This is a genomic window from uncultured Paraglaciecola sp. (assembly GCF_943787955.1).
In the GTDB taxonomy this organism is placed as follows: Bacteria; Pseudomonadota; Gammaproteobacteria; order Enterobacterales; family Alteromonadaceae; genus Paraglaciecola.
In genome coordinates, this window is sequence record NZ_CALSOK010000002.1 from 232481 (window position 1) to 255786 (window position 23306).

General features: G+C 40.6%; 16 protein-coding genes, 1 tRNA gene and 1 pseudogene. 6 read left to right on the forward strand and 12 right to left on the reverse strand.

Going from position 1 to position 23306, the window contains the following annotated elements; all coding sequences use genetic code 11:
• Positions 1-289 precede the first annotated feature (289 nt).
• The 5 genes and pseudogenes from Q0Y52_RS01710 to Q0Y52_RS01730 all read right to left on the reverse strand — a co-directional run bounded on the left by Q0Y52_RS01710 (position 290) and on the right by Q0Y52_RS01730 (position 8628).
• Positions 290-3395: pseudogene (locus tag Q0Y52_RS01710) on the reverse strand (efflux RND transporter permease subunit).
• Positions 3395-4483 (reverse strand): efflux RND transporter periplasmic adaptor subunit, encoded by a 1089-nt coding sequence (locus tag Q0Y52_RS01715; protein WP_297817176.1) that lies wholly within the window; start codon positions 4481-4483, stop codon positions 3395-3397. Before Q0Y52_RS01715 ends, Q0Y52_RS01710 begins: the two are co-directional and overlap by 1 nt.
• Before the next feature lie 583 nt (positions 4484-5066).
• Positions 5067-5780 (reverse strand): alpha/beta hydrolase, encoded by a 714-nt coding sequence (locus Q0Y52_RS01720; RefSeq protein WP_297817179.1) that lies wholly within the window; start codon positions 5778-5780, stop codon positions 5067-5069.
• Positions 5781-5861: 81 nt separating this feature from the next.
• On the reverse strand, positions 5862-7373 hold the full coding sequence (locus Q0Y52_RS01725; RefSeq protein WP_297817182.1) for a deoxyribodipyrimidine photo-lyase: 1512 nt from the start codon (positions 7371-7373) through the stop codon (positions 5862-5864).
• Entirely contained in the window at positions 7363-8628 is a 1266-nt protein-coding gene (locus Q0Y52_RS01730; protein WP_297817185.1) for a DASH family cryptochrome, read from the reverse strand. Before Q0Y52_RS01730 ends, Q0Y52_RS01725 begins: the two co-directional genes overlap by 11 nt.
• A gap of 441 nt (positions 8629-9069) precedes the next feature.
• Between Q0Y52_RS01730 and Q0Y52_RS01735 the strand changes: the two genes are divergently transcribed.
• Positions 9070-9252, forward strand: a complete 183-nt coding sequence (locus Q0Y52_RS01735) for a hypothetical protein (protein ID WP_297817187.1) — start codon at positions 9070-9072, stop codon at positions 9250-9252.
• A 215-nt stretch (positions 9253-9467) separates the two neighbouring features.
• Here Q0Y52_RS01735 and arsB read toward each other — a convergent pair whose 3' ends face one another.
• From arsB to Q0Y52_RS01755, 4 genes are read right to left on the reverse strand one after another with little or no spacing between them, the layout of a single operon-like run.
• Positions 9468-10496: an ACR3 family arsenite efflux transporter gene (gene arsB / locus Q0Y52_RS01740; RefSeq protein ID WP_297817190.1), complete on the reverse strand. Its 1029-nt coding sequence runs from the start codon at positions 10494-10496 to the stop codon at positions 9468-9470.
• A gap of 31 nt (positions 10497-10527) precedes the next feature.
• Positions 10528-11229 (reverse strand): arsenical resistance protein ArsH, encoded by a 702-nt coding sequence (gene arsH, locus Q0Y52_RS01745; RefSeq protein ID WP_297818087.1) that lies wholly within the window; start codon positions 11227-11229, stop codon positions 10528-10530.
• 17 nt (positions 11230-11246) lie between these two features.
• Complete coding sequence (locus Q0Y52_RS01750; protein WP_297817191.1) at positions 11247-11738, reverse strand: arsenate reductase ArsC; 492 nt, start codon at positions 11736-11738, stop codon at positions 11247-11249.
• Positions 11739-11766: 28 nt separating this feature from the next.
• Entirely contained in the window at positions 11767-12099 is a 333-nt protein-coding gene (locus Q0Y52_RS01755) for a metalloregulator ArsR/SmtB family transcription factor (RefSeq protein WP_297817193.1), read from the reverse strand.
• A 129-nt stretch (positions 12100-12228) separates the two neighbouring features.
• Between Q0Y52_RS01755 and Q0Y52_RS01760 the strand changes: the two genes are divergently transcribed.
• Positions 12229-12747, forward strand: a complete 519-nt coding sequence (locus Q0Y52_RS01760; RefSeq protein ID WP_297817195.1) for a M48 family metallopeptidase — start codon at positions 12229-12231, stop codon at positions 12745-12747.
• Positions 12748-12840: 93 nt separating this feature from the next.
• Positions 12841-13227, forward strand: a complete 387-nt coding sequence (locus Q0Y52_RS01765; RefSeq protein WP_297817197.1) for a YacL family protein — start codon at positions 12841-12843, stop codon at positions 13225-13227.
• A gap of 344 nt (positions 13228-13571) precedes the next feature.
• On the opposite strand, the gene gnd is transcribed toward Q0Y52_RS01765, so the two are convergent.
• Complete coding sequence (gene gnd, locus Q0Y52_RS01770; protein WP_297817199.1) at positions 13572-15035, reverse strand: decarboxylating NADP(+)-dependent phosphogluconate dehydrogenase; 1464 nt, start codon at positions 15033-15035, stop codon at positions 13572-13574.
• Between the two features lie 1250 nt (positions 15036-16285).
• Between gnd and Q0Y52_RS01775 the strand changes: the two genes are divergently transcribed.
• From Q0Y52_RS01775 to Q0Y52_RS01785, 3 genes are all read left to right on the forward strand, one after another.
• A complete protein-coding gene (locus Q0Y52_RS01775; protein ID WP_297817202.1) occupies positions 16286-16573 on the forward strand; it encodes a hypothetical protein in 288 nt (95 codons plus the stop codon).
• The gene (locus tag Q0Y52_RS01780) at positions 16570-18807 is read left to right on the forward strand and encodes an EAL domain-containing protein (protein WP_297817204.1); all 2238 of its coding nucleotides are present in this window, start codon (positions 16570-16572) and stop codon (positions 18805-18807) included. The genes Q0Y52_RS01775 and Q0Y52_RS01780 overlap by 4 nt, the downstream gene beginning before the upstream one ends.
• A gap of 1392 nt (positions 18808-20199) precedes the next feature.
• On the forward strand, positions 20200-20496 hold the full coding sequence (locus Q0Y52_RS01785) for a DUF1330 domain-containing protein (RefSeq protein ID WP_297817207.1): 297 nt from the start codon (positions 20200-20202) through the stop codon (positions 20494-20496).
• A gap of 568 nt (positions 20497-21064) precedes the next feature.
• On the opposite strand, the gene Q0Y52_RS01790 is transcribed toward Q0Y52_RS01785, so the two are convergent.
• Both Q0Y52_RS01790 and Q0Y52_RS01795 read right to left on the reverse strand, forming a co-directional pair.
• Positions 21065-21149: transfer RNA gene (locus Q0Y52_RS01790), tRNA-Leu, on the reverse strand.
• 752 nt (positions 21150-21901) lie between these two features.
• The gene (locus tag Q0Y52_RS01795) at positions 21902-23305 is read right to left on the reverse strand and encodes an NAD(P)(+) transhydrogenase (Re/Si-specific) subunit beta (RefSeq protein ID WP_297818090.1); all 1404 of its coding nucleotides are present in this window, start codon (positions 23303-23305) and stop codon (positions 21902-21904) included.
• Between the last annotated feature and the right edge of the window lies 1 nt (position 23306).

The following is a 23306-nucleotide window of genomic DNA, read 5'->3' on the forward strand; positions in this document are numbered from 1 at the left end:
ATATTATGTCCAAAATACAATACAGTCTGAGGCGTTTTTTATGTGCTGCATATTGATTAACGAAGATGCTGAAGGTGCTAAAGGTGCTGAAATTATTGTCGAGTTAGACGCAAAACCTCGTTGATAATTCGCTGTCAAAGCTCAGTTACTTATAATATAAAACTGCGGCAAGTGACGAAAACAGCGAATTAATAAGCCTAAATAAAAAAGAAGACATGTAAATTCGCCACTTGGTCAATTTACCAGAGTGATGGGGTATCACCCTCAATTAAAATTCACTAATACCTCATTACAATTGGTCCTTCGCCGCTTCTAACTCAAGGTTTAAACGATCTTCTTCATCTGCTTTAGGCTTTGTAAAACGGGCAAAGGCGTAATACAGCACGGGTGTCAAAAACAAGGTAAAGACAACCGCTAAACCTAGACCGCCAAAAACGACCCAACCAATAGCATTACGTGCTTCAGCGCCTGCGCCGGTAGAAAGAATAAGTGGTAACCCACCTAAGATAGTAGAAACCAAGGTCATCATAATAGGGCGTAGTCTTACCTTACCGGCTTCAATAATTGCTTCTTTCACGTCCATCCCAGCATCACGCAGCTGATTAGCAAATTCAACCAGCAAAATTGAGTTCTTAGCTAATAAACCAATCAACATGACTAAGCCGATTTGCGAGTAGATATTGATTGATGTACCAGTAAAGTAAAGTGCATAGATAGCAGCCGCAATACCAAAAGGTACGGTTAACATTACTACTAGAGCACTGTTAAAACTTTCAAATTGTGCGGCCAAGACCAACAGCACAATTAAGAATGCTAATAAGTAGGTCAGCATGACTTGTTGATTGGTTTCTTGATAGGTTAGCGCTTCACCTAAAAACACCACGCCGATACCCGCAGGTAGAGTGTTGTTGGCTAATGCTCTAATGGAGGTAACAGCTTGCTCAATAGTAATTTCAGCAGGTAACTCCATTTCTAATTCTATTGCACGCCGCTGAGCGTGACGCTCTAGTTCAGCAGCTACGCCTTCTTCGGTGACGAAAGCCACGCTAGAAAGGGGGGACTAAACCACCCTTGTTAGAGCTAACATACAAATTAAGGATGCTAGCTGGATCTAACGAATTTCGGTTACTGGCTTGCAATATGATAGGCACACCCTGATCGCCTACATTTAAGTCAACAATATCATCACCGTTGATAGCTGCACGTAAAGTGCGTGATACATCATCAAAAGCGACACCTAACTCTTCAGCTCGACGTCTATCGATGCTCACCCTTAATTGCGGCTGAGTCGGCTCGTAAGAAATCTTAACTCTGCCTAACTCTGGCAGTGTGTCTTCAATTTGTTTAGAAAAGTCGAGCGCAGCTTGATAAATGTCTAGATAATTATCGCCCGTCAAGGCCATTTCAAAACCCCCGCCAAATCCCCGTAAATTAAGACTGTTGCTACCAAATGCGCGACCTGGCGCGCCTGCAACTTGTGATAACATGGGACGTAATTCGTCAATGATCTGTTGTTGTGAGCGGTCTCTATTTTCCCATTTGGCTAAAGGTACAGTGATAAACAGAATATTAGGATCCCAACGGCCGACAACGGTATAAATTGATTGGATTTCGCCTTGGTCAATATTAGGCAAAAGTAACGCTTCCGTTTTAAGGGCTTGCTTATCCATAAAGTTAATACCTGTGCCGTCAGGGCCTCGGGCAAATATACGTATCACGCCTCTATCTTCGGGGGGGAGTAACTCGTTATCCAATTCATTAAACACATAATAAGCGCCAGCACCTATTAATGTGCAAAAAACGACAACGGCAACCGAACACTTTAAAACAAAATGTAAAGCGCGCTCATACCCATTGACACATGCAATGCCAAAACGACTGAGCAGGCCCATTTTTTTTTGTTTTGTAACATTTATAGCGGGAATTTTTGCTGTCAGTGCAGGCACCAATGATAGTGCAACAAATGATGAAATAATCACACTTCCAGCTAATACCCCACCAAATTCTCTAAATAGTCGTCCTGCCGTCGAGGGTAAAAAAGCGATGGGTACAAATACTGCCACTAGTACCGCTGTGGTAGCCACTACAGCAAAAAATACTTCACGCGTTCCTATTACCGCTGCCGCTCTAGCTCCCATACCTGCAGCTCGGCGACGCTGGATATTTTCTGATACAACTATGGCGTCATCCACTATCAATCCAGTGGCTAGAACCAAAGCCAGTAAAGTCAGAATATTAATCGAAAAACCAAACATCCACAGAATTGCCAAAGAGCCAATTAAAGAAACAGGGATCGCTAACGCGGGTATTAAGGTCGCTCTAAATTTGCCAATAAATAGCCATAATGTCGCTATCACTAAAGCAATGGTTAACACCAGTGATTGCAATACTTCGTCAACTGAGTCGCGAATAAACTCAGCATCGTCTGAGGTAACTGTCATCTCTAAATTAGGAAAACGTTGACGCAAACTATCCACCATTGATAACACTTCATTTGAAATTTCGATGGTGTTAGAGCGTGCTTGCCTAATCACACTTAAACCAATAACAGGCTTACCATCTAAACGCACTATACTGCGAAGGTCAGCGGGACCAAAATAAACGCTGGCTACATCTCCCACTTTGACGTCACCTGAGATCACAATGTCGCGCACGTCTTGTTCGTTAACAGATGTAGCATTAGCACGCACGATTAACTGATGATCAGTAGAACGGATACTGCCAGCAGGTACATCAAAGGGTGCGGTACTCAGTGCTCTAGCCACATCGGATATCGATAACTGGAAGCTGGTTAATCGTAAATTATCGACGCTGACTCGCAGCACACGCTGGCGATCGCCATCAAGACGCACATCTGCCACACCAGGTACATTTAAAAATAATGGTGCTAAGTCTGTTTCAACTATATCGGTCAGGGTTTCTAAATCATATTTTTCACTAGAAACGGCAATGTTAACGACACCTTGCGCGTCGTTATCCGCTTTAACAATAGCTAGCTGTTCAACTTCTGCAGGTAATCTCCGCTCGACTTGGGCGACTGATTCACGGGTTTCGTTAGCGGCATCTTCGATGTCGATACCGGGACGAAATTCAACTCGAATGCGGCTATTGCCTTCTTCACTTTGGGCTCGAATGGCTTTCACACCACTCACTCTTGCGACGGCCCCCTCTAGTCGACTGGTCACTTCAGAGTCTACGGTTTCAGGTGCGGCACCGGGATAGTTGGCAGAAACGGTAATAATAGGCCGATCAACGTCTGGTAACTCACGGACTTCAAGAGAATAAAGGGCTGCAATTCCGGCTGTAACAATTAACAGATTCAACACTAAAATCAATACTGGTCTGCGGATAGATAACGAAGGTAAGTCGTCTTTAAAAAGAGTATTTTTGAACACTAGCTTGCAACCTTTGGTTCAGCGTGTTTTTGACTCAATTTCAATTCACTATCTTGGATATTTTGAATTTTTAAGGCTTGACCGTCACGTAACCCTTGGATCCCCTCTACAATCAAGGTTTCACCATCACTTAAATTTCCGGTCACCAGAATTCTGCCTCTCAACCTTTGTTCTATTTGCACATTTACCCGTTTGACTTTTTCGTTTTCAGCTAACCATACAAAGGCACCGTTTGCCCCCCAAGATAATGCTGCCTCGGGGATCGCTATATATAATTCCCCACGTACCTCTAATGTCACTCGAAAACTCATACCAGGACGATATTGATCGTTTAAGTTGTCTAATAACGCTCTTGCTCGAATGGTTCTATCTTGAAGGCTGACTCGGGAGTCAATTTCAGCTACTTTTGCGGGTAACAGAGTCAACCTGTCAGTCCAAGGTTGCAATTGAACCATAGGTTTTTCCATCAAATAAGATACCGCTAATTCAGGTGCAACAAAATTCACAAAAAGTCTGGTTCTGTCATCTAAGGTAGTTATTTCAGTTTGTGGGGTGATACGATCCCCAGCCTCAACATCAGTTAAACCCACAATGCCGTCAAAAGGTGCACGCACTAAGCGATCTTCTTTATTCTTTTTCGCTTCTAGTAGCGAAACACCAGCCAATCTAAATATTGTGTTAGCATTATCAACTTCACGCTCAGTAACCGCACCTTTTTTAAAGCTATTTTTAGCCCTGTTAAGATTTTTGTGGGCGTCTTCCAACTCAATTTCTGCTCGCTGCATATTGACATCTTGTAACCCACTGTCTAACTCAAGTAAAACCTCATCTTTTTTTACAGTCTGTCCCGGTGCAAAGTTTACAGATGTGACTTCATCTGAGACACTCGCAAAGAGTGTCACGGAACGTCTTGCTTGCGCTGAACCTACAGCCTCTACCTTTGAAGTTTCATATTCAAAACTTATTCTCTGAACCACAACGATACGTGGGCGATCTGCACCGCGGTATTGTGCAGCAGCAGGAAACGTCAGCATAAGCACCACAAAATGTGTAAACAGAATAATCAATGTGGATAAACGAGATAACATATTAAGAAAAATTCCTGCGCTATTAATCTATTTAACAGTGTATAACAATAAATAGAGCAAAGATGATCACTTTTTTAGGTCTTTGCTCAGCAGTAACTTGTAAGGTTTTGTTAACGTTCAATGTCTCAAATTGGATGCGTGTGCCCCCTAGCTTTCAACAGGCTTTATATTAAGTGTGTACGCTTTATCAAACTTGTATTGAATCAACGCATTAAAAACCAAAACAGCTTTTAATAATTTAGGTATTTTACGTTGAAAATAATGTTCAAAATATACCTGCAGCACCCAACTATTCTAGACAAAAGCGGTATATCATTGATGTAAAAAACATCCCACAACAATTTTTAGCCTCAATCATACATCAATGGTGAGGGAACGTTCTGCACACTAAAGTCACTTATTTTATGCCAGCGAATCTATTTTATAGTGAGCGCCGACTGGTATTATTCATATTAGCGTTACGAAATCACATTGAGCAGAGAAAATTGAACACGATAATCCAGTAACAATTATGATCTCTGGCTAAAGACACACCATATGCATCTGAAGATAGGTGCATACCTTACGACCATCCTGAAACGAATCAGCTTCCTAGTACGTCAGCAATGGTCAGCCACACTTTTGGGTTAACGCCCAATCCCATATGAGAGCCATTGACTTCAATATTAATAGCTTGATGGTTGTATTTATCGACTGAAGCCTGCCAAGCAACTACACCATCAGATTTGCTATAAATTGAAGTGACGGGCTGAGTCAAACCGATAGAGTTGCGTTGATGTACGTCCAGTTCAAACTCATCTAAATCAATATTATTTCGCTTAGCATATCGTTTACCAACTGAAGTAAATTTGGGGCCACCTACTATAGGTGTCCCCAAAGTTATTACTTCTTGAACTACATCAGGGAATAAGCGTGCGACTTCTCGGGTAAGAACGCCACCGAGACTCCAACCGATTAACGTTACTTTTTCACCACCTACACTTTGTGATACAGATTCAACTCGATCACCCAATCGCATCATATCAGTGTTGATCTTGCCCATATTTCGACCTAACTCGGTGTAATAGACATCATAATTAAGATACTTAAGGTAGGCACCGAGTGGACGCATAGAGTGATCATCAGCTAAATAACCCGGCACTAACAACACAGCTCGTCCATTACCTCTAGGTGCTTGTCTTAATGCATGAAAATGAAGTGCAACCGAAGCAAATTCAAAAGGTGCTCTAACCTCTCGTAACATGTCGAATAAAGAGGGCTTGGAAAATTGTGGTGGTTTTGTCAATTCAATATTCAAAAGGAGACTCCTTATCTAGAGGTGTTATACTACAGACAAAATATTGATATCATACAAATTGGTTTGGTGCTGGTAAATAAGTTACATATTCTTGGGACGATTTGGCAGAGTATGGCGTCTCAATATTCGTCGTCCCTCTGCTTGCACATCATCACGTTTCTGGAACGCCCATAATTTGTCTCTGGCAGCTTTTGAACTTGCTTCAAAATCAATAATAGGTATGGGATAATCAACGCCCATTTTAACATCATACATCTGCTGTTCCATTTGTGTTAGTTGCCAAGGTTGATGGATCAACTCTGTGGGTAATTCTATAAGTTCCGGACACCACTTTCGAATAAAATCACCTTTGGGGTCTTTTTCTTGGGACTGTTTAATCGGGTTATACAATCGAATTAAGTTGATACCAGTGATACCGGCTTGCATATGAAATTGTGGATAATGAATACCCGGTTCAAAGTCTAAAAATAACTTAGCTAAATGTGTCACGCCAGCGCGCCAGTCGACGTCGAGTTGATGGCACAAAAAACTCACTAACATGGAGCGCATCCGAAAATTCACGTACCCAGTTTGATGTAAACAGCGCATACAGGCATCGATTAATGGAAAGCCAGTTTGACCTTGCTTCCATGCCTTAATGTTGGCTATGGCTAATTCGCTTTGATCATATTGATATTTTTCATAGGCTCGATTAACGGGTCGAAATTGCATCTCAATTTCACTCTCAAATTTTTGCATAAAGTGACAATGCCAATGCAATCTTGAAGTGAAAGCCACCAGTGACCTTCGCCAGCCCTTTTTTTGCCAATTGCTTAGCGTAAATTGATACACCTGCCTAAGGCTGATATTTCCCCATGCTAAATAAGGAGACAACCTTGAACATGATTTACGGCTGGCTGTCGGGCTAGAAATGGAATAAGCATACTCCCTCCCCCTCTCAGCAAAGAAATGATGCAACGTATACCATGCACGTTTTTCTCCCCCCGCTTGAAATTGAGGAGCGGGTGTTTGCCATTTTTCAGGTATATCAGGCTGTTGCAGTTGAAACACCGAGTGCGTTTGAGCAACAAAATTGATATCTTCCAATGGTCGGTCAAAACATTGTTGGCGCATACGTTTTTGCCAGTTATTATCCCAATCATCGCGCTGAGTTAACCCACGGATAACAGCCCCATAACCGAATTCTGACCATTGAATAGCATTTGAATCGCACCATTGCTGCACCGCTTTGTCTCGCTCAAAAGTATTACTTAAACCAATTTCCTGATAACTGTAGATATGTTGGATCGTGAGAGTCTTTAATATTTCTGAAAAAACAGCGGTGGCTTCGCCCTGCATGATCAGTAACTGACAATTAAAAGGGGCAAGCTGTTGATTAATATCTTGTAAAGATTGCCAAATGAAACGCCAATGACGGACATCATAATGAGGATCATTCAATAATATAGGTTCAATTACGTAGGTAAGCAATATCGGGTTAGCGTCAGCTGAAGCATTGAACAAGGCTTCATGATCCCTGAGCCGTAAGTCCCGTTTTAACCACACCAAATTGACCTTATCGGATCCCAAATCACCAATATTATTAATTGCCACCACCTAACCATCTATGCCTAAACACAGCTTGTGGATCATATATGGCTGTTTGTTTATTTAAATCAAAACGTCTATGGCCTCGGGGATCAGCACCAACACCTGCCAAGTATTGCCAATTTCCCCAATTACTTGCCACATCGTAATCAATCAACTGCCGTTCAAAGTACGCCGCGCCATAACGCCAATCTAAGCCCAGTTCATGTACAAAACAGCTGGCAACCAACTGTCTGCCACGATTTGACATATACCCTGTTTGATTCAATTGACGCATACAGGCATTCACTATGGGGTATGCGGTCATGCCTTCACACCAGCGAGTAAATGTTTGCTGATTAAACTCAGTTAACGGTGCGACTTGTTGGATACCAGAAAAATGAAATAACGTGTCTTGGTGTTTGGCTAGATACCACTGAAAATATTCGCGCCATAACAACTCAAAATAAAGCCAGTAAGTAGAATCATTTTCTCCACGCTGGGCTTCGTATTGTTTGATAGTGTGATAAACCGTTCTAACCGACAAACAACCGTTAGCCAACCATAATGACAACTTACTTGAACTACCCCAATCATCGAGTGCGTTGCGAGTCTGTTTGTATTGTCTAATAAGGTCAGTACCAAACAAATAGTTATTTAACTGCTCTACAGCTGCAATTCCGCCCCCCTTTATACTACCCTGCGATAATAATGGTTGTGGCATTTCAGGAATCGGGCATATCGCACTGGGAAGCACTGAAAGTGCTTCAACAGGTAAGTCAATTGTAAGACCCTCTACTTGTTTTCTAAAAGGTGTAAAACTTTTTGGTAAAGATTCACGTTCAAAAGGTAAGTCGCTCGAGGAGAAAAGTGAGTGGCCAGTCTCGCTAATGAATTTGGCTTGGGGGTAAGCATTTTTTAGGGCTGTAAAAGAATTTTGTTCATAAACACCTGGATGAAAATCAGCAGCAATGTGCGTCACTTTATGATGCTGAATTAAGTCGGTCAAAGTGGAATGGGATGGAGAGTCTAAAATTAACAGAAATTGTTTTTTTTGCCTCAGGCTCTTATCTAGGGCCAATACACTTTGATGCTGAAATATTTCTTTAGGTTTGCCCGTATAAACTTCACAAAGACTGCCTTGCAGTTCTTTATTGTAGCGCTGCATGTAAACACAAATAAGCCGGTCGACTTGTTTGCACAATTTGTTAAAAGTAGGGTTATCGGTTAAACGTAAATCGTGTCTGAACCAATACAATCCTGTGGTTATTTTAGCTGTCATAAAATGTATAAGTACCTCAAGCAAAATCAGATCAGTTAATAAATGTCAAAATATGACTAAATTTTCGTGAAAATTGACACAACATAAAATGGCTAGGATCAGAAACCTATCGTATGTTTAGAGGCATAATACAATGTCATAAAATAATTGGTTAAATTTCAGCTTTAAAATGTGACTAATTAATGGATTCACAATTAACCCTAAACTAGTGAATTTTGGTAGAGTTTCTAATGGCAGTAAACGGTTCAGTATTGTGATAAATATGACGTAATTCACAACACATAACGACTTACATTATTTTTTCTTAAAACAGGCAAAAATGGCGGTATGCCTCATTAAGAGAAGCAACAATCGTTGCTGTTATAGATACTACCCAAGACAAAACCACCAATATACTGTGATCAATATAGACACTGGGAAACACCCTTGGAGATTTACCCAATGTTGAAGTCAATACAAGTAGGTATTTTAATTTTAACTATTAGTTTTAATACGTCAGGAATGGAATTGGACGCCCCCTATGTATTTGTTAAAGACGCAGCAACTGCCACTTTCGCTCAAATAAAACAAGAGCAGACCCTAATCAAAAATGATCATCAAGCATTGCCATTAAAGAGCATGTAATCTGCATCTTCTAGCTATAATAATCCTAACTCAACACCTCTAGCACTGATACACCAAGCACAGCAAATAACAATAAAATAAAAGCCTTCATAGCCCATTATGGCTTGATGATATTATTTGAATAATGATTGATGTTGTCAGCAAAGAGTATGCATGCAAACACTATTCGTGGTTTGTTCTATCTACTCATTTTTGATCAAAGCTTGTCACTACTTTTAATCAAACCAATGGCGGGTTTTATTTACAAAATACACCAAAGATAACATCACGGGTACTTCAACCAATACTCCGACCACAGTCGCCAGAGCAGCACCGGAGTGCAATCCAAACAGCGAAATAGCCACAGCAACCGCCAACTCAAAAAAGTTAGACGTGCCAATCATACTGGCGGGGGCAGCAATATTGTGTGGCAGTTTTAAACGCTTAGCAAAAAAATAAGCGATAGCAAATATACCATAGGTTTGAATAATGAGCGGTATGGCAATTAACACTATTGTTTGTGGTTCGGCCAGAATTGTTTCTGCTTGAAAACCAAATAACAAAACTACAGTGGCAAGCAACCCCAGAATCGACCAAGGTTTCAGTTTAGCGACAAAATTGTCTACATTTTCATGTTCTTCAATTTCCCCTGTTCTTTTATCTAACAAAGAACGTGTCAATGCTCCAGCAATCAAAGGTAATAAGACATAAAGCAACACCGAAATAACTAAGGTATTCCAAGGTACTTGAATATCACTGACACCCAATAAAAGTGCAGTCAAAGGCGCAAAGGCAAAGATCATAATGATGTCGTTAATCGATACTTGCACCAAAGTATAATTCGCATCACCTTTGGTCATTTGGCTCCACACAAATACCATAGCAGTACAAGGTGCTACACCCAGCAATATCATGCCAGCAATATATTCGTTTGCTGATTGTGGGTCGACCCAATCAGCAAAAAAACCTTTAAAAAATAGCCATCCTAAAGCGGCCATTGTAAAAGGTTTAATTAACCAATTAATAACCAGTGTTAACGCTAACCCCTTAGGTCTTTTACCTACATCTTTGATGGATGAAAAATCGATTTGGATCATCATGGGATACACCATTAACCAGATCAATACTGCCACCACAATATTCACGTGGGCATATTCTAAACTTGCTACTAACGCAAAAAATGAGGGGATAATACTGCCTAAAATAACACCCGCAATGATGCTAATGCCTACCCACACAGATAAGTAACGCTCAAATAATCCCATATTTTTGTTCCTCTATGCTTTTTATGAAACGCTAGATAGCACGCTGATTAACGCGCTGGCTGACTTGCTCAGCTGATTCTACGCGCTCTGAATATCGATCGACTAAATAATCGCTGTTATCTCTGGTGAGTAAGGTAAATTTCATCAGCTCTTCCAACACATCAACAATGCGATGGTAATAAGGGGACGCTTTCATTCTGTCGTTGTCGTCAAACTCCATAAAAGCCTTAGCGACAGACGATTGATTAGGAATAGTCAACATTCGCATCCAACGGCCTAAGATACGCATTTGGTTAACCGCGTTAAATGACTGGGAACCTCCAGAAACCTGCATGACCGCTAGGGTTTTTCCTTGAGTAGGCCTGACACCCCCTATATTCAGCGGCACCCAATCAATCTGGCTTTTCATAATACCTGTCATTGCGCCATGACGCTCAGGAGAACACCATACTTGGCCCTCAGACCACATCATCAGTTCACGCAGCTCCACTACTTTTACATGTGTTGCTTCGGCGCCATCGGGCAAAGGTAAACCAGTAGGGTCAAAAATCCGTGTTTCGGCTCCCATGGCATCTAACAAACGGGCTGACTCTTCTACCACCAGTCGACTAAACGACCGTGTTCGCAATGAACCATACAGCAACAGTATTTTGGGTTTATGTTCAGAGCTTGTTTTGACGAAATTTGCGGCTCTGGGAGACTGAAATTGGGTGAAATCAAGGTTTGGTATCATCCCATTAGAATGAGGCATTAAACTGCACCTAAATTAGCAAGCGCAGCTTTTAAAGCGACCTTATCTTTTACATCCACATCGAGGTTAACCAGTTGTTCTACTCGTTGTTTAATTTGTTCGATGGTTGCTCTAAAGGCCTCGGAAATTTCTACTTCAGAGCCTTGTAACTTAGATGGATCGGCTAAACCCCAATGTACTTTAAGGCTTTTGCCAAACCACACTGGGCAAGTTTCACCGGCAGCAGAATCACACACAGTCACCACTAAATCAGGCGCAAAGTGTTCAAAATCATCCCAGGATTGGCTTTGTAAGCCATCTGTAGAAATACCCGCTTCTTGCAAGTATTTAATCGACAATGGATGCACTTCACCTGCAGGTTGACTACCCGCACTTTTGGCAACTATTGATCCTACTTTTTTTCCTACTTTGCCATCAGAAAATTGGTTAGTAATCGCTTCCGACAAAATACTGCGGCAACGATTATGGGTACAAATATATAAAACTTTCATTTAAATTCTTTCCATGGGTGTAATAGGGTTAACAGCAGTTATCGAATGGCTTGGCTGCATCTAAGTTATGTAAACAATCATTTAAGTAGACTTGGTTTTCTTGTGAGGTAAGTGCTAACACCTCAAGTGCCCATTTAGGCAAGGATTGATCGAGTTGATAAAACACCCACTTTCCACGTCTGTTATCTAATAAAATCCCACATTTTCTCAATTCAGCTAAATGCCGGGATACCTTGGGCTGACTCAACTGCAGTGCAATGATTAAATCACACACACACAACTCACCTTTGAGGGTGATCAATAACAAACACTTCAAACGTGTGTCTTCAGATAAACATTTATAAAAAGCGATTGGATTCAATGAAGTTGTGCCCAAACCAATACATATGAAATATCATATATATGTTTTTCCATATGTCAACGTGAAAATCCTGAGGACTATTTTGCTGTAAAGACTTAAACTATCCTCCTCATTCGTTTAGGTATTACTATGTCACACGCACTCCCTTACCTTGCTCACTATCCGGCTTACTTACAAAATGACATTCAAAATTTACTTGAACAAAAAAAACTGGGCGAATGGTTGCGTGGGCGTTACCCAAACATACACAAAGTAGCCAACGATAACGATTTACGTGAGTACGCAATAGCCTTAAAAAATCAATATATGAAGAAAACCCAACCATTGAGCAAAGTGATATATGACAGTAAAATTCATATAGTCAATCACGCATTAGGTTTACATAGTTATGTATCTCGGGTTCAGGGCGGTAAGTTAAGAAGTAAAAATGAACTGCGCATCAGTACTTTGTTTAAAAATACCCCTGATGCTTTTTTGAAAATGATTGTGGTGCACGAACTGGCCCACTTAAAAGAAAAACAACATAACAAGGCATTTTATCAACTATGCCAGTATATGCTGCCTGACTATCATCAAATAGAATTTGATGTCCGTGTATATTTAACCGCACTAGAGCACTCAGGTTCGGTATTCAAAAATACGGCTTAGATCATAATATAAATTTATCAATATTAATTATCCACGGGGGCAACTGCTTTGGCGTATAATGATAGCTCCTTTTTCAACAACCTGTGACATCTAATGGACTATCAATTTTCCCATGATATTTTGGGTAATCCAGTAGCCACATGTGAGCTTGAGTGTGAAGCTTTTGGTGATTGGTTAAGTCATGAAATTGCTCAAGACTTTAGGCAAATCACACTGTTACTCAACACCGTCCACCAGCTACAAGCCAATCAACTTACAAGCTACCAACACAATGGTAAGGAATACCATTTAGAGTTTGATAAAGATGAGGTTGAACTCATCTTCAATAATAATCATATCCAAGAGATGACATCTTTAGAAGAAGATGACACTCAAGAATTAAGTGATTTACATATCCAATCAGGCTGTGGCTTAGCCGATTTTCACATTTTACTAAAAGCTTGGCTGAAGTTTATTAACCAGACGACTTCGCAACCCTAAAGAAGTGTTCAAAAAAGATTATCCACAGGTATCCCTCAAGTCAGAGGCAAGGTTGCACTAAATTTCTATAGCCCTATAAACCTTGCGTCGAATCACGACAACATTTCCATGGACTGGGGGAGAAATTACTTATTCGGCATTACGATAACTCAGTTATGTATCTGCGGGTTCAGAGCCGCTGATTTACATAAGAAGCAACACTCGTCAGTGTCTGCTTCTCGCTCAAACCCGCTTGTCAATTTATTAAGAAGGGCTAAGTTTCAAACATTCATATACTGGTACACCAATTACGAAAAAGGCCGTAATTTGTATCCAAGTTACGGCCTTTTATTTATTAAAATAACTTAAGCGTTATAAGTTGACGACGAAGTATTACCACCCCGACCGGTCCAGTTTGTATGGAAGAACTCGCCTCTTGGCTTGTCAATGCGTTCGTATGTGTGAGCACCGAAATAATCACGTTGGGCTTGTAATAAGTTAGCCGGTAAACGCGCGGTGCGATAACCATCAAAGTAGTTAAGTGCGGCCATTAAGCAAGGTGCTGGAACGCCAGTCGTAATAGCATTCACGGCTACCCGTCTCCATCCTTCTTGGGCGCCGACCACGGTTTCTCTGAAGTAGTCATCTAATAGTAGATTGTCTAACTCGGGATTCTTATCGTAGGCTTCTTTGATTTTACCTAAAAAAGCAGAACGGATGATACAACCGCCACGCCACATCAATGCGATGCCGCCGTAGTTAAGATTCCAATTATATTCTTTGGCAGCTTCACGCATTAAGGTATAGCCCTGTGCGTAAGAGACAATCTTTGATGCGAGCACTGCTTGGCGTAAATCTTCGATGAAGGCAGCTTTTTCGGCAGCATCACCACTGAATGTTTTGGCTGGACCACTAATCACTTTGGCCGCTTCAACACGTTCATCTTTCAGTGCAGAGATACAGCGAGCGAAGACCGACTCAGCAATCAGGGTTAATGGCACACCTAAGTCTAAGGCCACTATACCGGTCCATTTACCGGTGCCTTTTTGGCCCGCGGTATCAAGAATCTTTTCTACTAATGGACCGCCGTCTTCGTCTTTATAGGCTAAAATGTCGCGAGTGATTTCGACTAAATAACTATCTAGTTCAGTGGTATTCCATTCTTTAAACACTTCATGCATTTCATCGGCTGACATGCCAAGAGTATCTTTCATAATTTGGTAAGCTTCACACAACAACTGCATGTCACCATACTCAATACCGTTGTGCACCATTTTAACAAAATGTCCGGCACCGTTTTCACCTACGTAATCACAACAAGGCGAACCGTCTTCTACCTTAGCAGAAATGTCTTGGAAAATAGGTTTCACTGCTTGCCATGCTTCAACAGATCCACCTGGCATAATTGAAGGTCCTTTTAGCGCACCTTCTTCACCACCAGATACACCGGCACCCACAAAGTTAATCCCTTTTTCGGCACAATATTTTTCACGGCGAATAGTGTCAGGGAAGTGAGTATTACCGCCATCGATGATGATGTCACCTTTGTCTAACAAAGGGAGAAGTTGGTCAATAGTGGCATCCACTGGCGCACCTGATTTCACCATAATCATGATTTTACGAGGAGTGGCTAGCGATTGAACCAACTCTTCAACTGAATAAGCCCCGCGAATGCTTTCGCCTTTTGCTCGTCCATTAATAAAGTTTTCAACTTTATCGGTGGAGCGATTATAAGCAGTAACGGTATAACCTTTACTTGCCATATTCAGAATGAGGTTTTCCCCCATAACAGCAAGGCCGATTAAGCCAATATCAGATAGTGTTTTCATAAAATTCCAATGTTTATTTTAATTAATAATGCTTGCTTAACCATTCAACGTTATACGTCAAACGCTTAAACACAGTCCGAAGGTGAAGGGCCAATTGAACCAAGCAATTTAAGGTGTTAGAACATGCCAATCTCTTATATTAACTATTAAGAAGCAAATTAACACTTTATAAATACATAAATAAATAATGCATTGGTATAAGAAATATTGTTCAGCCCTTTCTAATGCAACAAACTACACTGTCAAAGTTTACTCTGAGGTCTCTAAAATGTCATTAATCACTACCGTAAAGAACAAACAACAGCTTGATGAATGTATCGTCCAAATGGCCTGTAACAAGCAAACAAAGACAGTAAAACCAACACACTTCTCAGCATGCTGCATAGGATCATCGAAGCATTATCTTTGGCTCTAAACGTGACTTCATCCCTGCTTGTGGAAACTCAAACCAAAGTAATAATACCCGGGTAAAATTAATCATTTTATTCATTAGAATGTGGTGGGGTAAGTTAGTATTAAATACAACAAACTGCTATAGCAGTTTGTTGTATCTTTTAACCTTAACCAATTAAAAGAGGGTGCAGGTAGTATAAAGTGGTGCAGGGGGAGCATTGCGCCGGTCGACATAATCACTTAACCGGACGTCAAGTTTCGGTGCATATAATCAAGCAACAGTGCCAGATGAGAGTTTCTAATTGGTCAAAATTTGAGGACTATTTAGCACCAAAAGAAAAGAGTAATAGCGTTACTGCTATTAAATGTGTCTTCAATTTATATCCCTGCATTAAGTGGTTATAATCTAGCAGCGCAATGAGTTAATAATCTATCATGCTCTATGCACAAATTGTTTCATAATTTTAGCGCATATTGATTAAAGCGTATCACCGTCATGCATTACATCAGCATGATCGTACTGTTCTCCCAGGCCCATCTGTATCATAATTTTTGCCGAACACCGTGAATGTTTTAATCCAAGTCCTTACCATCATTAAGGTGTGCTATATCCGCTTGGGCTGCCTGAGACTGTTAGCCTCAAATAGATTAGAATTCTATAAATTTAAAGTAAATCTATCTTAAATTCATCTCGATAGTGAAGGGACAGGCTGATAGACATTCCCTATAAAATTGGTCAATTACGTAAAGCTGGTATTTTCTGAATCCGGTCTGCAATATTGCCAACTTTCATAAATTTGTATATTATTCGAGTAAGTAATGATATTAATATACGTATAATACAAAGGAACTGTTTTATGCTAAAACCAATGCAAATTTTTATTACCAAGCGGTTACAACCAAATCAAACAATAAATAAAGATTGTTGTGCACGCACTCTCTTTGATGCAATACCATTTCATCTCTGCTTAAGCAAAAAAATGGTTAATATGTTCTTTGTTGACTCAGCTTGGCAAAATATTAACGATCTAACCTGCCCTTCACCTGCATCCAATGATTTTTTGATAAGCCCTCAATATTTTCAAAGCCCATTCCAACATAATCAAAAATCGTACGATAGTTTTAAGGGTGCGCAGAAATTATGACCAAGAATTCACGCCGCTCACCCACTGATGGTAAATTGCTAAAAGAGGCAGAGTCGCGTCTATACAATGATCCATTATCCAATGATGAAGTTACAGACTCATCAAGTCTTCTGTATGAATTACAAGTCCACCAGATCGAATTAAAATTGCAGAACGAGCAACTGATTAATTCAACGAACGCAGCTGAAAAAGCTGCTGCACGTTTCACAACACTCTATGATTTCGCGCCAATAGGCTACGTTACGCTGAATCTTAAGGGGAATATTACTCACTCAAACTTTGCGGCTGCCAAGCTATTAGGAATGAGTCGCAGTAGGTTACAAGGTGCCCGTTTGGCAGCGTTTGTGACACAGGACGACTTAGTTAAATTCAACAATTTACTCTCGCCTTCTAATATGCAAAATATTCATGTCATTCAAAGATCTTGTGAAATTGAACTTGCAGGCATGGTTACAAAAACGGTGCAGATAGATATTAGTTTCAATGATAATAATTTGGAATATCTCCTAGTATTGACCGATATCACCGAACGAAAAAAACATGAGGTTAGGCTGCAACTCGCAGCGAGTGTTTTTTCGCACGCTCATGAGGGCATCATGATAACTGATGCTAATAACACGATAATTGAAGTCAACGATATGTTTTCTCAGATCACAGGCTTCAACCGAGTAGAAGTGCTCGGCAAAAACTCAGATATGCTTAAATCTAACAAACAGTCACCTGAGTTTTATGATGCCAGACAACAGGCACTACTTGAAAAAGACTTCTGGTATGGTGAGATATGGAGCAAAAGAAAAGATGGCGAAGTGTATCTTGCGATGCAAGCCATCAGTGCCGTTAGGGATATCACAGATAAAATACAACATTATGTTTTGCTCTTTACCGACATTACGAAATCAAAAGCACATCAGCAGCAACTGGAATACGCGGCTAATTACGATGCATTAACCAACCTGCCTAATCGATTGCTGTTACTTGACCGCTTGCATGTCACACTTCTTCAATGTCAGCGGCACTCTAAAATGTTAGCCGTCGTGTATATAGACTTGGACGGTTTTAAACAAGTGAATGACACCTATGGCCATGATATGGGAGACAAACTATTAATATCCATATCACAGCACATGAAGGATGCATTACGTGAATGCGATACCCTGGCTCGTATCGGTGGCGATGAGTTTGTAGCGGTGTTAGATGACTTGGAAACTCCCAACGATTGTAAGCCGATACTCAAGCGGTTACTGAAGGCCACATCACAAAGTATTTCTGTTGATGATGTTTTGTTAAACGTTTCAGCCAGTATGGGAGTTACGATTTCCCCCCAAAACGGCACTAGTGCGGATTTACTTATACGCGAAGCTGATAAGGCGATGTACATAGCCAAAGAGAGCGGCAAGGATCACTACCATTTTTTTGATGAACATTGTGGAATTGAAGCCAGAACTCTATCCGAAAATTTGAATGCGGTACGCCATGCCCTTGCTGAAGGTCAGTTCGAATTATTTTATCAACCTAAGATTAATATGCGCACTTTTAAAGTAGTGGGTGTGGAAGCCCTAGTTCGCTGGCGACACCAAGAAAAAGGACTATTAGAGCCAAGTGAATTTCTCCCTTTTATTGAGAAACACCCGATCCGCATTGAGCTAGGTACATGGATAATCAATATGGCGCTGACTCAGATCAGTCATTGGAATAAACAGGGATTAGATTTACCCATCAGTGTAAATGTAAGTGCCTATCAGCTAAACGACAAAAATTTCCTTGCACAACTGACTACAGCACTCGAAGCTCATCAAAATGTGCGGCCAAACCAACTTGATTTAGAGATTTTGGAAACCTCTGGGCTAGATACTATGACTCACCTCAGGACGTTGATTTGTGAATGTAAAAAGCTAGGTGTGAACTTTTCACTAGACGATTTTGGCACCGGCTACTCATCCTTATCTCACCTTAAGAACCTGCCTACAGATTCGATCAAGATTGACCGGTGTTTTGTACAAGACATGTTAACCAACCCAGATGATTTAGCCATTGTACAAGGAATTATTAATCTAGCAGAAGCTTTCGGTCGTAACGTCATTGCTGAAGGAGTAGAGTCTGCTGCCCATGCCGACAAACTGCTATCCATGAACTGTAATATAGGACAAGGTTACGGTATTGCTCGGCCTATGCCGTCCGCTAAGTTACCTTCATGGTTGAATAGCTGGCAGGCTGCCCCTACTTGGCAAGCTTAATAAATTGAACAAAACTTAGTGCATGAATAAGAACAGAAACATCGGATTTAGTCAGTCTACAATAACCCGATTTTTATATCCTGCTCAGACCCAAGGTTGAGTATCAAAAGCGCACACTAGATTATTGCGCTTTTTTAGTTAATTTACCTAAACATAAACCACCTTAACGCTTTACTTTTCTTAAGACTTATACAGAGGCGGGTCTAAATATTTGTCTTATCCAGTCTCAACCTGCGTAAGCTACTTGTCCACCATCCAAAACAACAGTATGACCACATACATAATTGCTCGCACGAGAGCAGAGATAAATGGCGGTGCCAGCAATATTAGTAAGTTTGCCAATCATTGCGCTATTCCACTTGACCCACCAGTAACTTCGGAGACTTTTCCAGCAACCAAAAATAAATTTTTCATGTATGACCCGTTATGCAAAAACGTAAGTGTTGGAGGCGCTTAATCATATCAGCATGCCCAAGTATGCTAGAAATGAATGATAAATGTTTGTTCATGTTCGTTATGAACGGATAGGTACATAACCTGAATATAAAAATATAATCGAACAGGTACCTAATAAGCACTGATATGCAAGAGCTCTAATTATCAAACTTTCCATTTACACGTTCCAAAAACTTTAGGTGGCCATTTGTAAAATTAAATGGGTCATTGAGTGTGGGAGTTGATATAAATTCTGATAGGAGTTATCCGCTTTTTTTATTTCAAAATCAAGTATCTCCATGGCCATAATAATCAATATGACCGGCACGTTGCATTTTTGAAATGCGATGAGGAGACGCCTTGCACTAAACCAAGGAGAACAGCCAATTTATCCATAACACCGAGTATATTACTGTCATGTTACTAATGGGTAACTTTCAAAAATCATCAGGCATAAAAGTCTCAGTTTTATCGTTAGGCCCTTAGGTAGCTTTTGGAAAGCAAGTTGATTTTAACGATGCAAAACAACTATTAAAGACCGCTTACGATGGCGGCATAAACTTCTTTGATTATGCCAAAGGCTATACGATTACGGGCCTAGGTTTAGTATCTAATCCCTATGCGGTGCCTTCATAAGTATTTTGGAGGGCAACATTGCAGCCACCTAACCACATATAGAATGAATGCCACAGCAGATTTCATCCCTTTGGCACAAACGACAAGATAGAGAGCATTTCAAGCAGATTATTGGCCAAAATGTTGAACTTCAAATAGCACAGGTTATGGACAGTTTATGTTAGTAAAGTAAATAAAGTGATGTGCCAATGAAGTCAGTTTTTTCTGAGCGACGTCCGCCCTAAATTAGAGTTCAAAATCCTAATAGCGTTACAAAAAAACTACTTAATAACACGATTTTTTAGTAGCATAATCTCTTAACATCGTACCGACTGGAACATTATGACCGTATACATTCTTTCAAGACTCTCTATTCATGACCGTGCAGAATATGAAAAATATGAAAATCAATTTAATGAGGTATTCGCTAATTTTAGCGGCAAACTGTTAAGTGTCGATGAGGAGCCTCTTGTCCTAGCTGGTGAATGGGAAGCTACACGTTCGGTTCTTATGGAATTTCCCTCAAAAGAAGAAGCATTTGCATGGATGCAATCTGATGCCTATCAACGTATTTCAAAGCACCGTAATGCCGGCAGCACATTGAGTTCGATATTAGTTAAATCGTCTGCAACCGATTAAGTGTCATCACAAAATTTTAAATTATAATACCTGAAATCACGCTATAAAGATTAACAGACACATTAGACCGACATAAGTCGGTTTAATGTTATATCCAAAGAAGGATACCCAGCAATTAACAAGACATATATGGACACTCAGGGATGTCAACGTTCTACTTGCCCCTTCTTGCTACCTTTCAGCCCACACTACGTTTAAATCTAGCATTACCACTAGTCCATTGTGTTGAAGACAGTCTACAGTTGGCTTAGTTTTGAGATGTATTCAGGCCCTTTAACTGTATTGGCTTTATCAATACAGGCCTCTGATAAAGTCCGTACCGGATAACGCGCAACATACCGCTTTTAAATACCTACACGGATTATTATCCTTGTTCCAGTCTGGCTTTGATGAGGTAGTGAGGACCATTTTGTAGGGTTAACGTTTTTACAGTTGACAATATTTACTGGGTAAATATTCAACAGGTTGGCCTAATCACTTAAGGGGATATATAAACACCTCAAATTTCAGATATAAAAAAACCGACAAATGTCGGTTTTTTTATTTTCTAATCTTCACAATTAGAAAATGGTACCAGTGGGCGGACTCGAACCGCCACTCCCGAAGAAACCAGATTTTGAATCTAGCGTGTCTACCAATTCCACCACACTGGCTTTGCAAATACTTAGAAGTTGCTACAACCAATCTCCAAGTGGAACGCATTATAGCCATAGAGGCTTTGCTTGCAAGTATTTTGTTAACTATCATAAGAGTTTGTCGACTTTTTAATCGACAGACCTTAGGACTACTTAATATTGTACCTAAATCAGTAAATTACCCAACCTTGCATTGAGGATCTAATTGAGATGATTTAATTGCATATGGGCATCTAATACGGCGGGAATGAAATCCTATGAAGCGACTAATTCACTTACATTGCGACATATTTAATAAGCTTACTGAGCTTACAAACATAAATATCGAAATTGCATTCGTGGCCTGGGAGAGATTTTTTATAACCCAATCTTGGATGATGGTATTTCAATATGAAAGGTTAGTAAAAATAGAAGCCTGCGAAAAATTAAGGTTTATTTGACATAGATTGACATCCTTTAAAGACTTTATGACCCAACATAAATAGAAAATTCGCTCAATGCAGGCAACTTTACTGAGTCATCAGCTAGCGGTTCAAATAGTCAATGACGCCGAGTTACGTTCAATGAAGTCCAGAAGAACTGTCTCTATACTCCCTCTGCTATATACTCCCTCTGCTAGGATGATATTTATGGACCACTGAATTGAAAGGTGCCAACAAAAAAAACAAACCCGCCAATAAGCAGGTTTGTTTGTGAGTATTTTATTTATTATGATCACACCACTGACAGATTTTTAAACACCTAGGCGCTCACTAATTTTCAGATACGCCTTAGTCTGAAAACTGCCTGATGATGCCATTAAGAGTTTCTTTGGCGTCACCAAATATCATTCGACAGTTGGGTTTGAAAAACAGCGGATTATCAATGCCTGCAAAACCTGAGGCCATACCGCGTTTGAGCACAAACACGTTTTTTGCCAGATCCGCATTGATCACCGGCATACCATATATTGGGCTGCCTTTCATTTCTCGGGCTGCTGGATTGACTACATCATTGGCACCAATGACTATGGCCACGTCAAAGTTTTGAATACGCTTATTTATTTCGTCCATTTCAAATAACTGCTCATAAGACACATCGGCTTCCGCTAACAGTACGTTCATGTGCCCAGGCATCCGTCCCGCGACCGGATGAATGGCATATGCGACTTCAGCACCATTTTCTTCTAACAGTTGCTGCAGCTCTTTCATGGCGTGTTGTGCTTGCGCCACTGCCATACCATAACCAGGAATGACCACCACGGATTGCGCCGCTTCGAGCACGTAATAAGCATCCTCAGCCGATAAGGGTTTTACTTCCCCTTCTATTACCATATCTGTTTTAGTCACTGACATAAAGCCACTGAATAACACATTGCTTAAGGAGCGATTCATGGCTTTACACATGATCTTAGTCAAGATAATACCGCTAGCACCTACCAGCGAACCAGCCACTATCAGGATGTTATTGTGCAGAGCAAAACCGGCTGCACAAGCTGCTAGTCCCGAGTATGAGTTCAGCAGTGAAATAACCACTGGCATGTCTGCCCCACCAATGGGTAATACCAACATGATGCCAAACAACAAAGCAAAACCCATGGCTGTGCACAACACCACATTAAAGTCGATGGGTATATCAGCCAGCATTGTGGGCTGGGCAACAAACAGATAAGCGGTAAATATAATAGCCAGTACCAATAGACTATTAAACGCCGACTGACCTGCGAACGTTATCGAACGACCAGAAATGCGTTCACTCAGTTTTGCCCAGGCAATCAGGCTTCCTGAGAAGGTCACACCACCAATTAAAAGGGCCAAAAATGTCACTATCATGGTGAAAGCTGTAAACTCACTATTAGCTTCAACCGTCGCCCAAGCCACAAACAAGCTGGCAAGACCACCGATACCATTCAACAATGACACCATTTCTGGCATGGCAGTCATGGCTATCATCCTAGCGGCAAGGATACCTATTATGCTACCTGCTAACATCGCAATAGCTATCATCTGAAAACTAACAATGTTGTTATCGAACATGGTGACGACAATCGCAATCAGCATCGCAATGGCTGAAAGCAAGTTACCCTTGCGAGCTGAAGAAGGATGGCCAAGCAGCTTTAATCCAAAAATAAATAAGGCAGCAGCGAGTACATAACTGAAGTTGATTACTAGATCGGTTGTGGTAGTTTCTATCATC

Coding starts and splice junctions, on each gene's coding strand:
- Q0Y52_RS01780 (WP_297817204.1), top strand. CDS start 16,570: ATGACCAAGAATTCACGCCGCTCACCCACTGATGGTAAATTGCTAAAA.
- Q0Y52_RS01785 (WP_297817207.1), top strand. CDS start 20,200: ATGACCGTATACATTCTTTCAAGACTCTCTATTCATGACCGTGCAGAA.
- Q0Y52_RS01795 (WP_297818090.1), bottom strand. CDS start 23,305: ATGATAGAAACTACCACAACCGATCTAGTAATCAACTTCAGTTATGTA.
- Q0Y52_RS01765 (WP_297817197.1), top strand. CDS start 12,841: ATGGACTATCAATTTTCCCATGATATTTTGGGTAATCCAGTAGCCACA.
- Q0Y52_RS01760 (WP_297817195.1), top strand. CDS start 12,229: ATGTCACACGCACTCCCTTACCTTGCTCACTATCCGGCTTACTTACAA.
- arsB (WP_297817190.1), bottom strand. CDS start 10,496: ATGGGATTATTTGAGCGTTACTTATCTGTGTGGGTAGGCATTAGCATC.
- gnd (WP_297817199.1), bottom strand. CDS start 15,035: ATGAAAACACTATCTGATATTGGCTTAATCGGCCTTGCTGTTATGGGG.
- arsH (WP_297818087.1), bottom strand. CDS start 11,229: ATGATACCAAACCTTGATTTCACCCAATTTCAGTCTCCCAGAGCCGCA.
- Q0Y52_RS01735 (WP_297817187.1), top strand. CDS start 9,070: ATGTTGAAGTCAATACAAGTAGGTATTTTAATTTTAACTATTAGTTTT.
- Q0Y52_RS01750 (WP_297817191.1), bottom strand. CDS start 11,738: ATGAAAGTTTTATATATTTGTACCCATAATCGTTGCCGCAGTATTTTG.
- Q0Y52_RS01775 (WP_297817202.1), top strand. CDS start 16,286: ATGCTAAAACCAATGCAAATTTTTATTACCAAGCGGTTACAACCAAAT.
- Q0Y52_RS01730 (WP_297817185.1), bottom strand. CDS start 8,628: ATGACAGCTAAAATAACCACAGGATTGTATTGGTTCAGACACGATTTA.
- Q0Y52_RS01715 (WP_297817176.1), bottom strand. CDS start 4,483: ATGTTATCTCGTTTATCCACATTGATTATTCTGTTTACACATTTTGTG.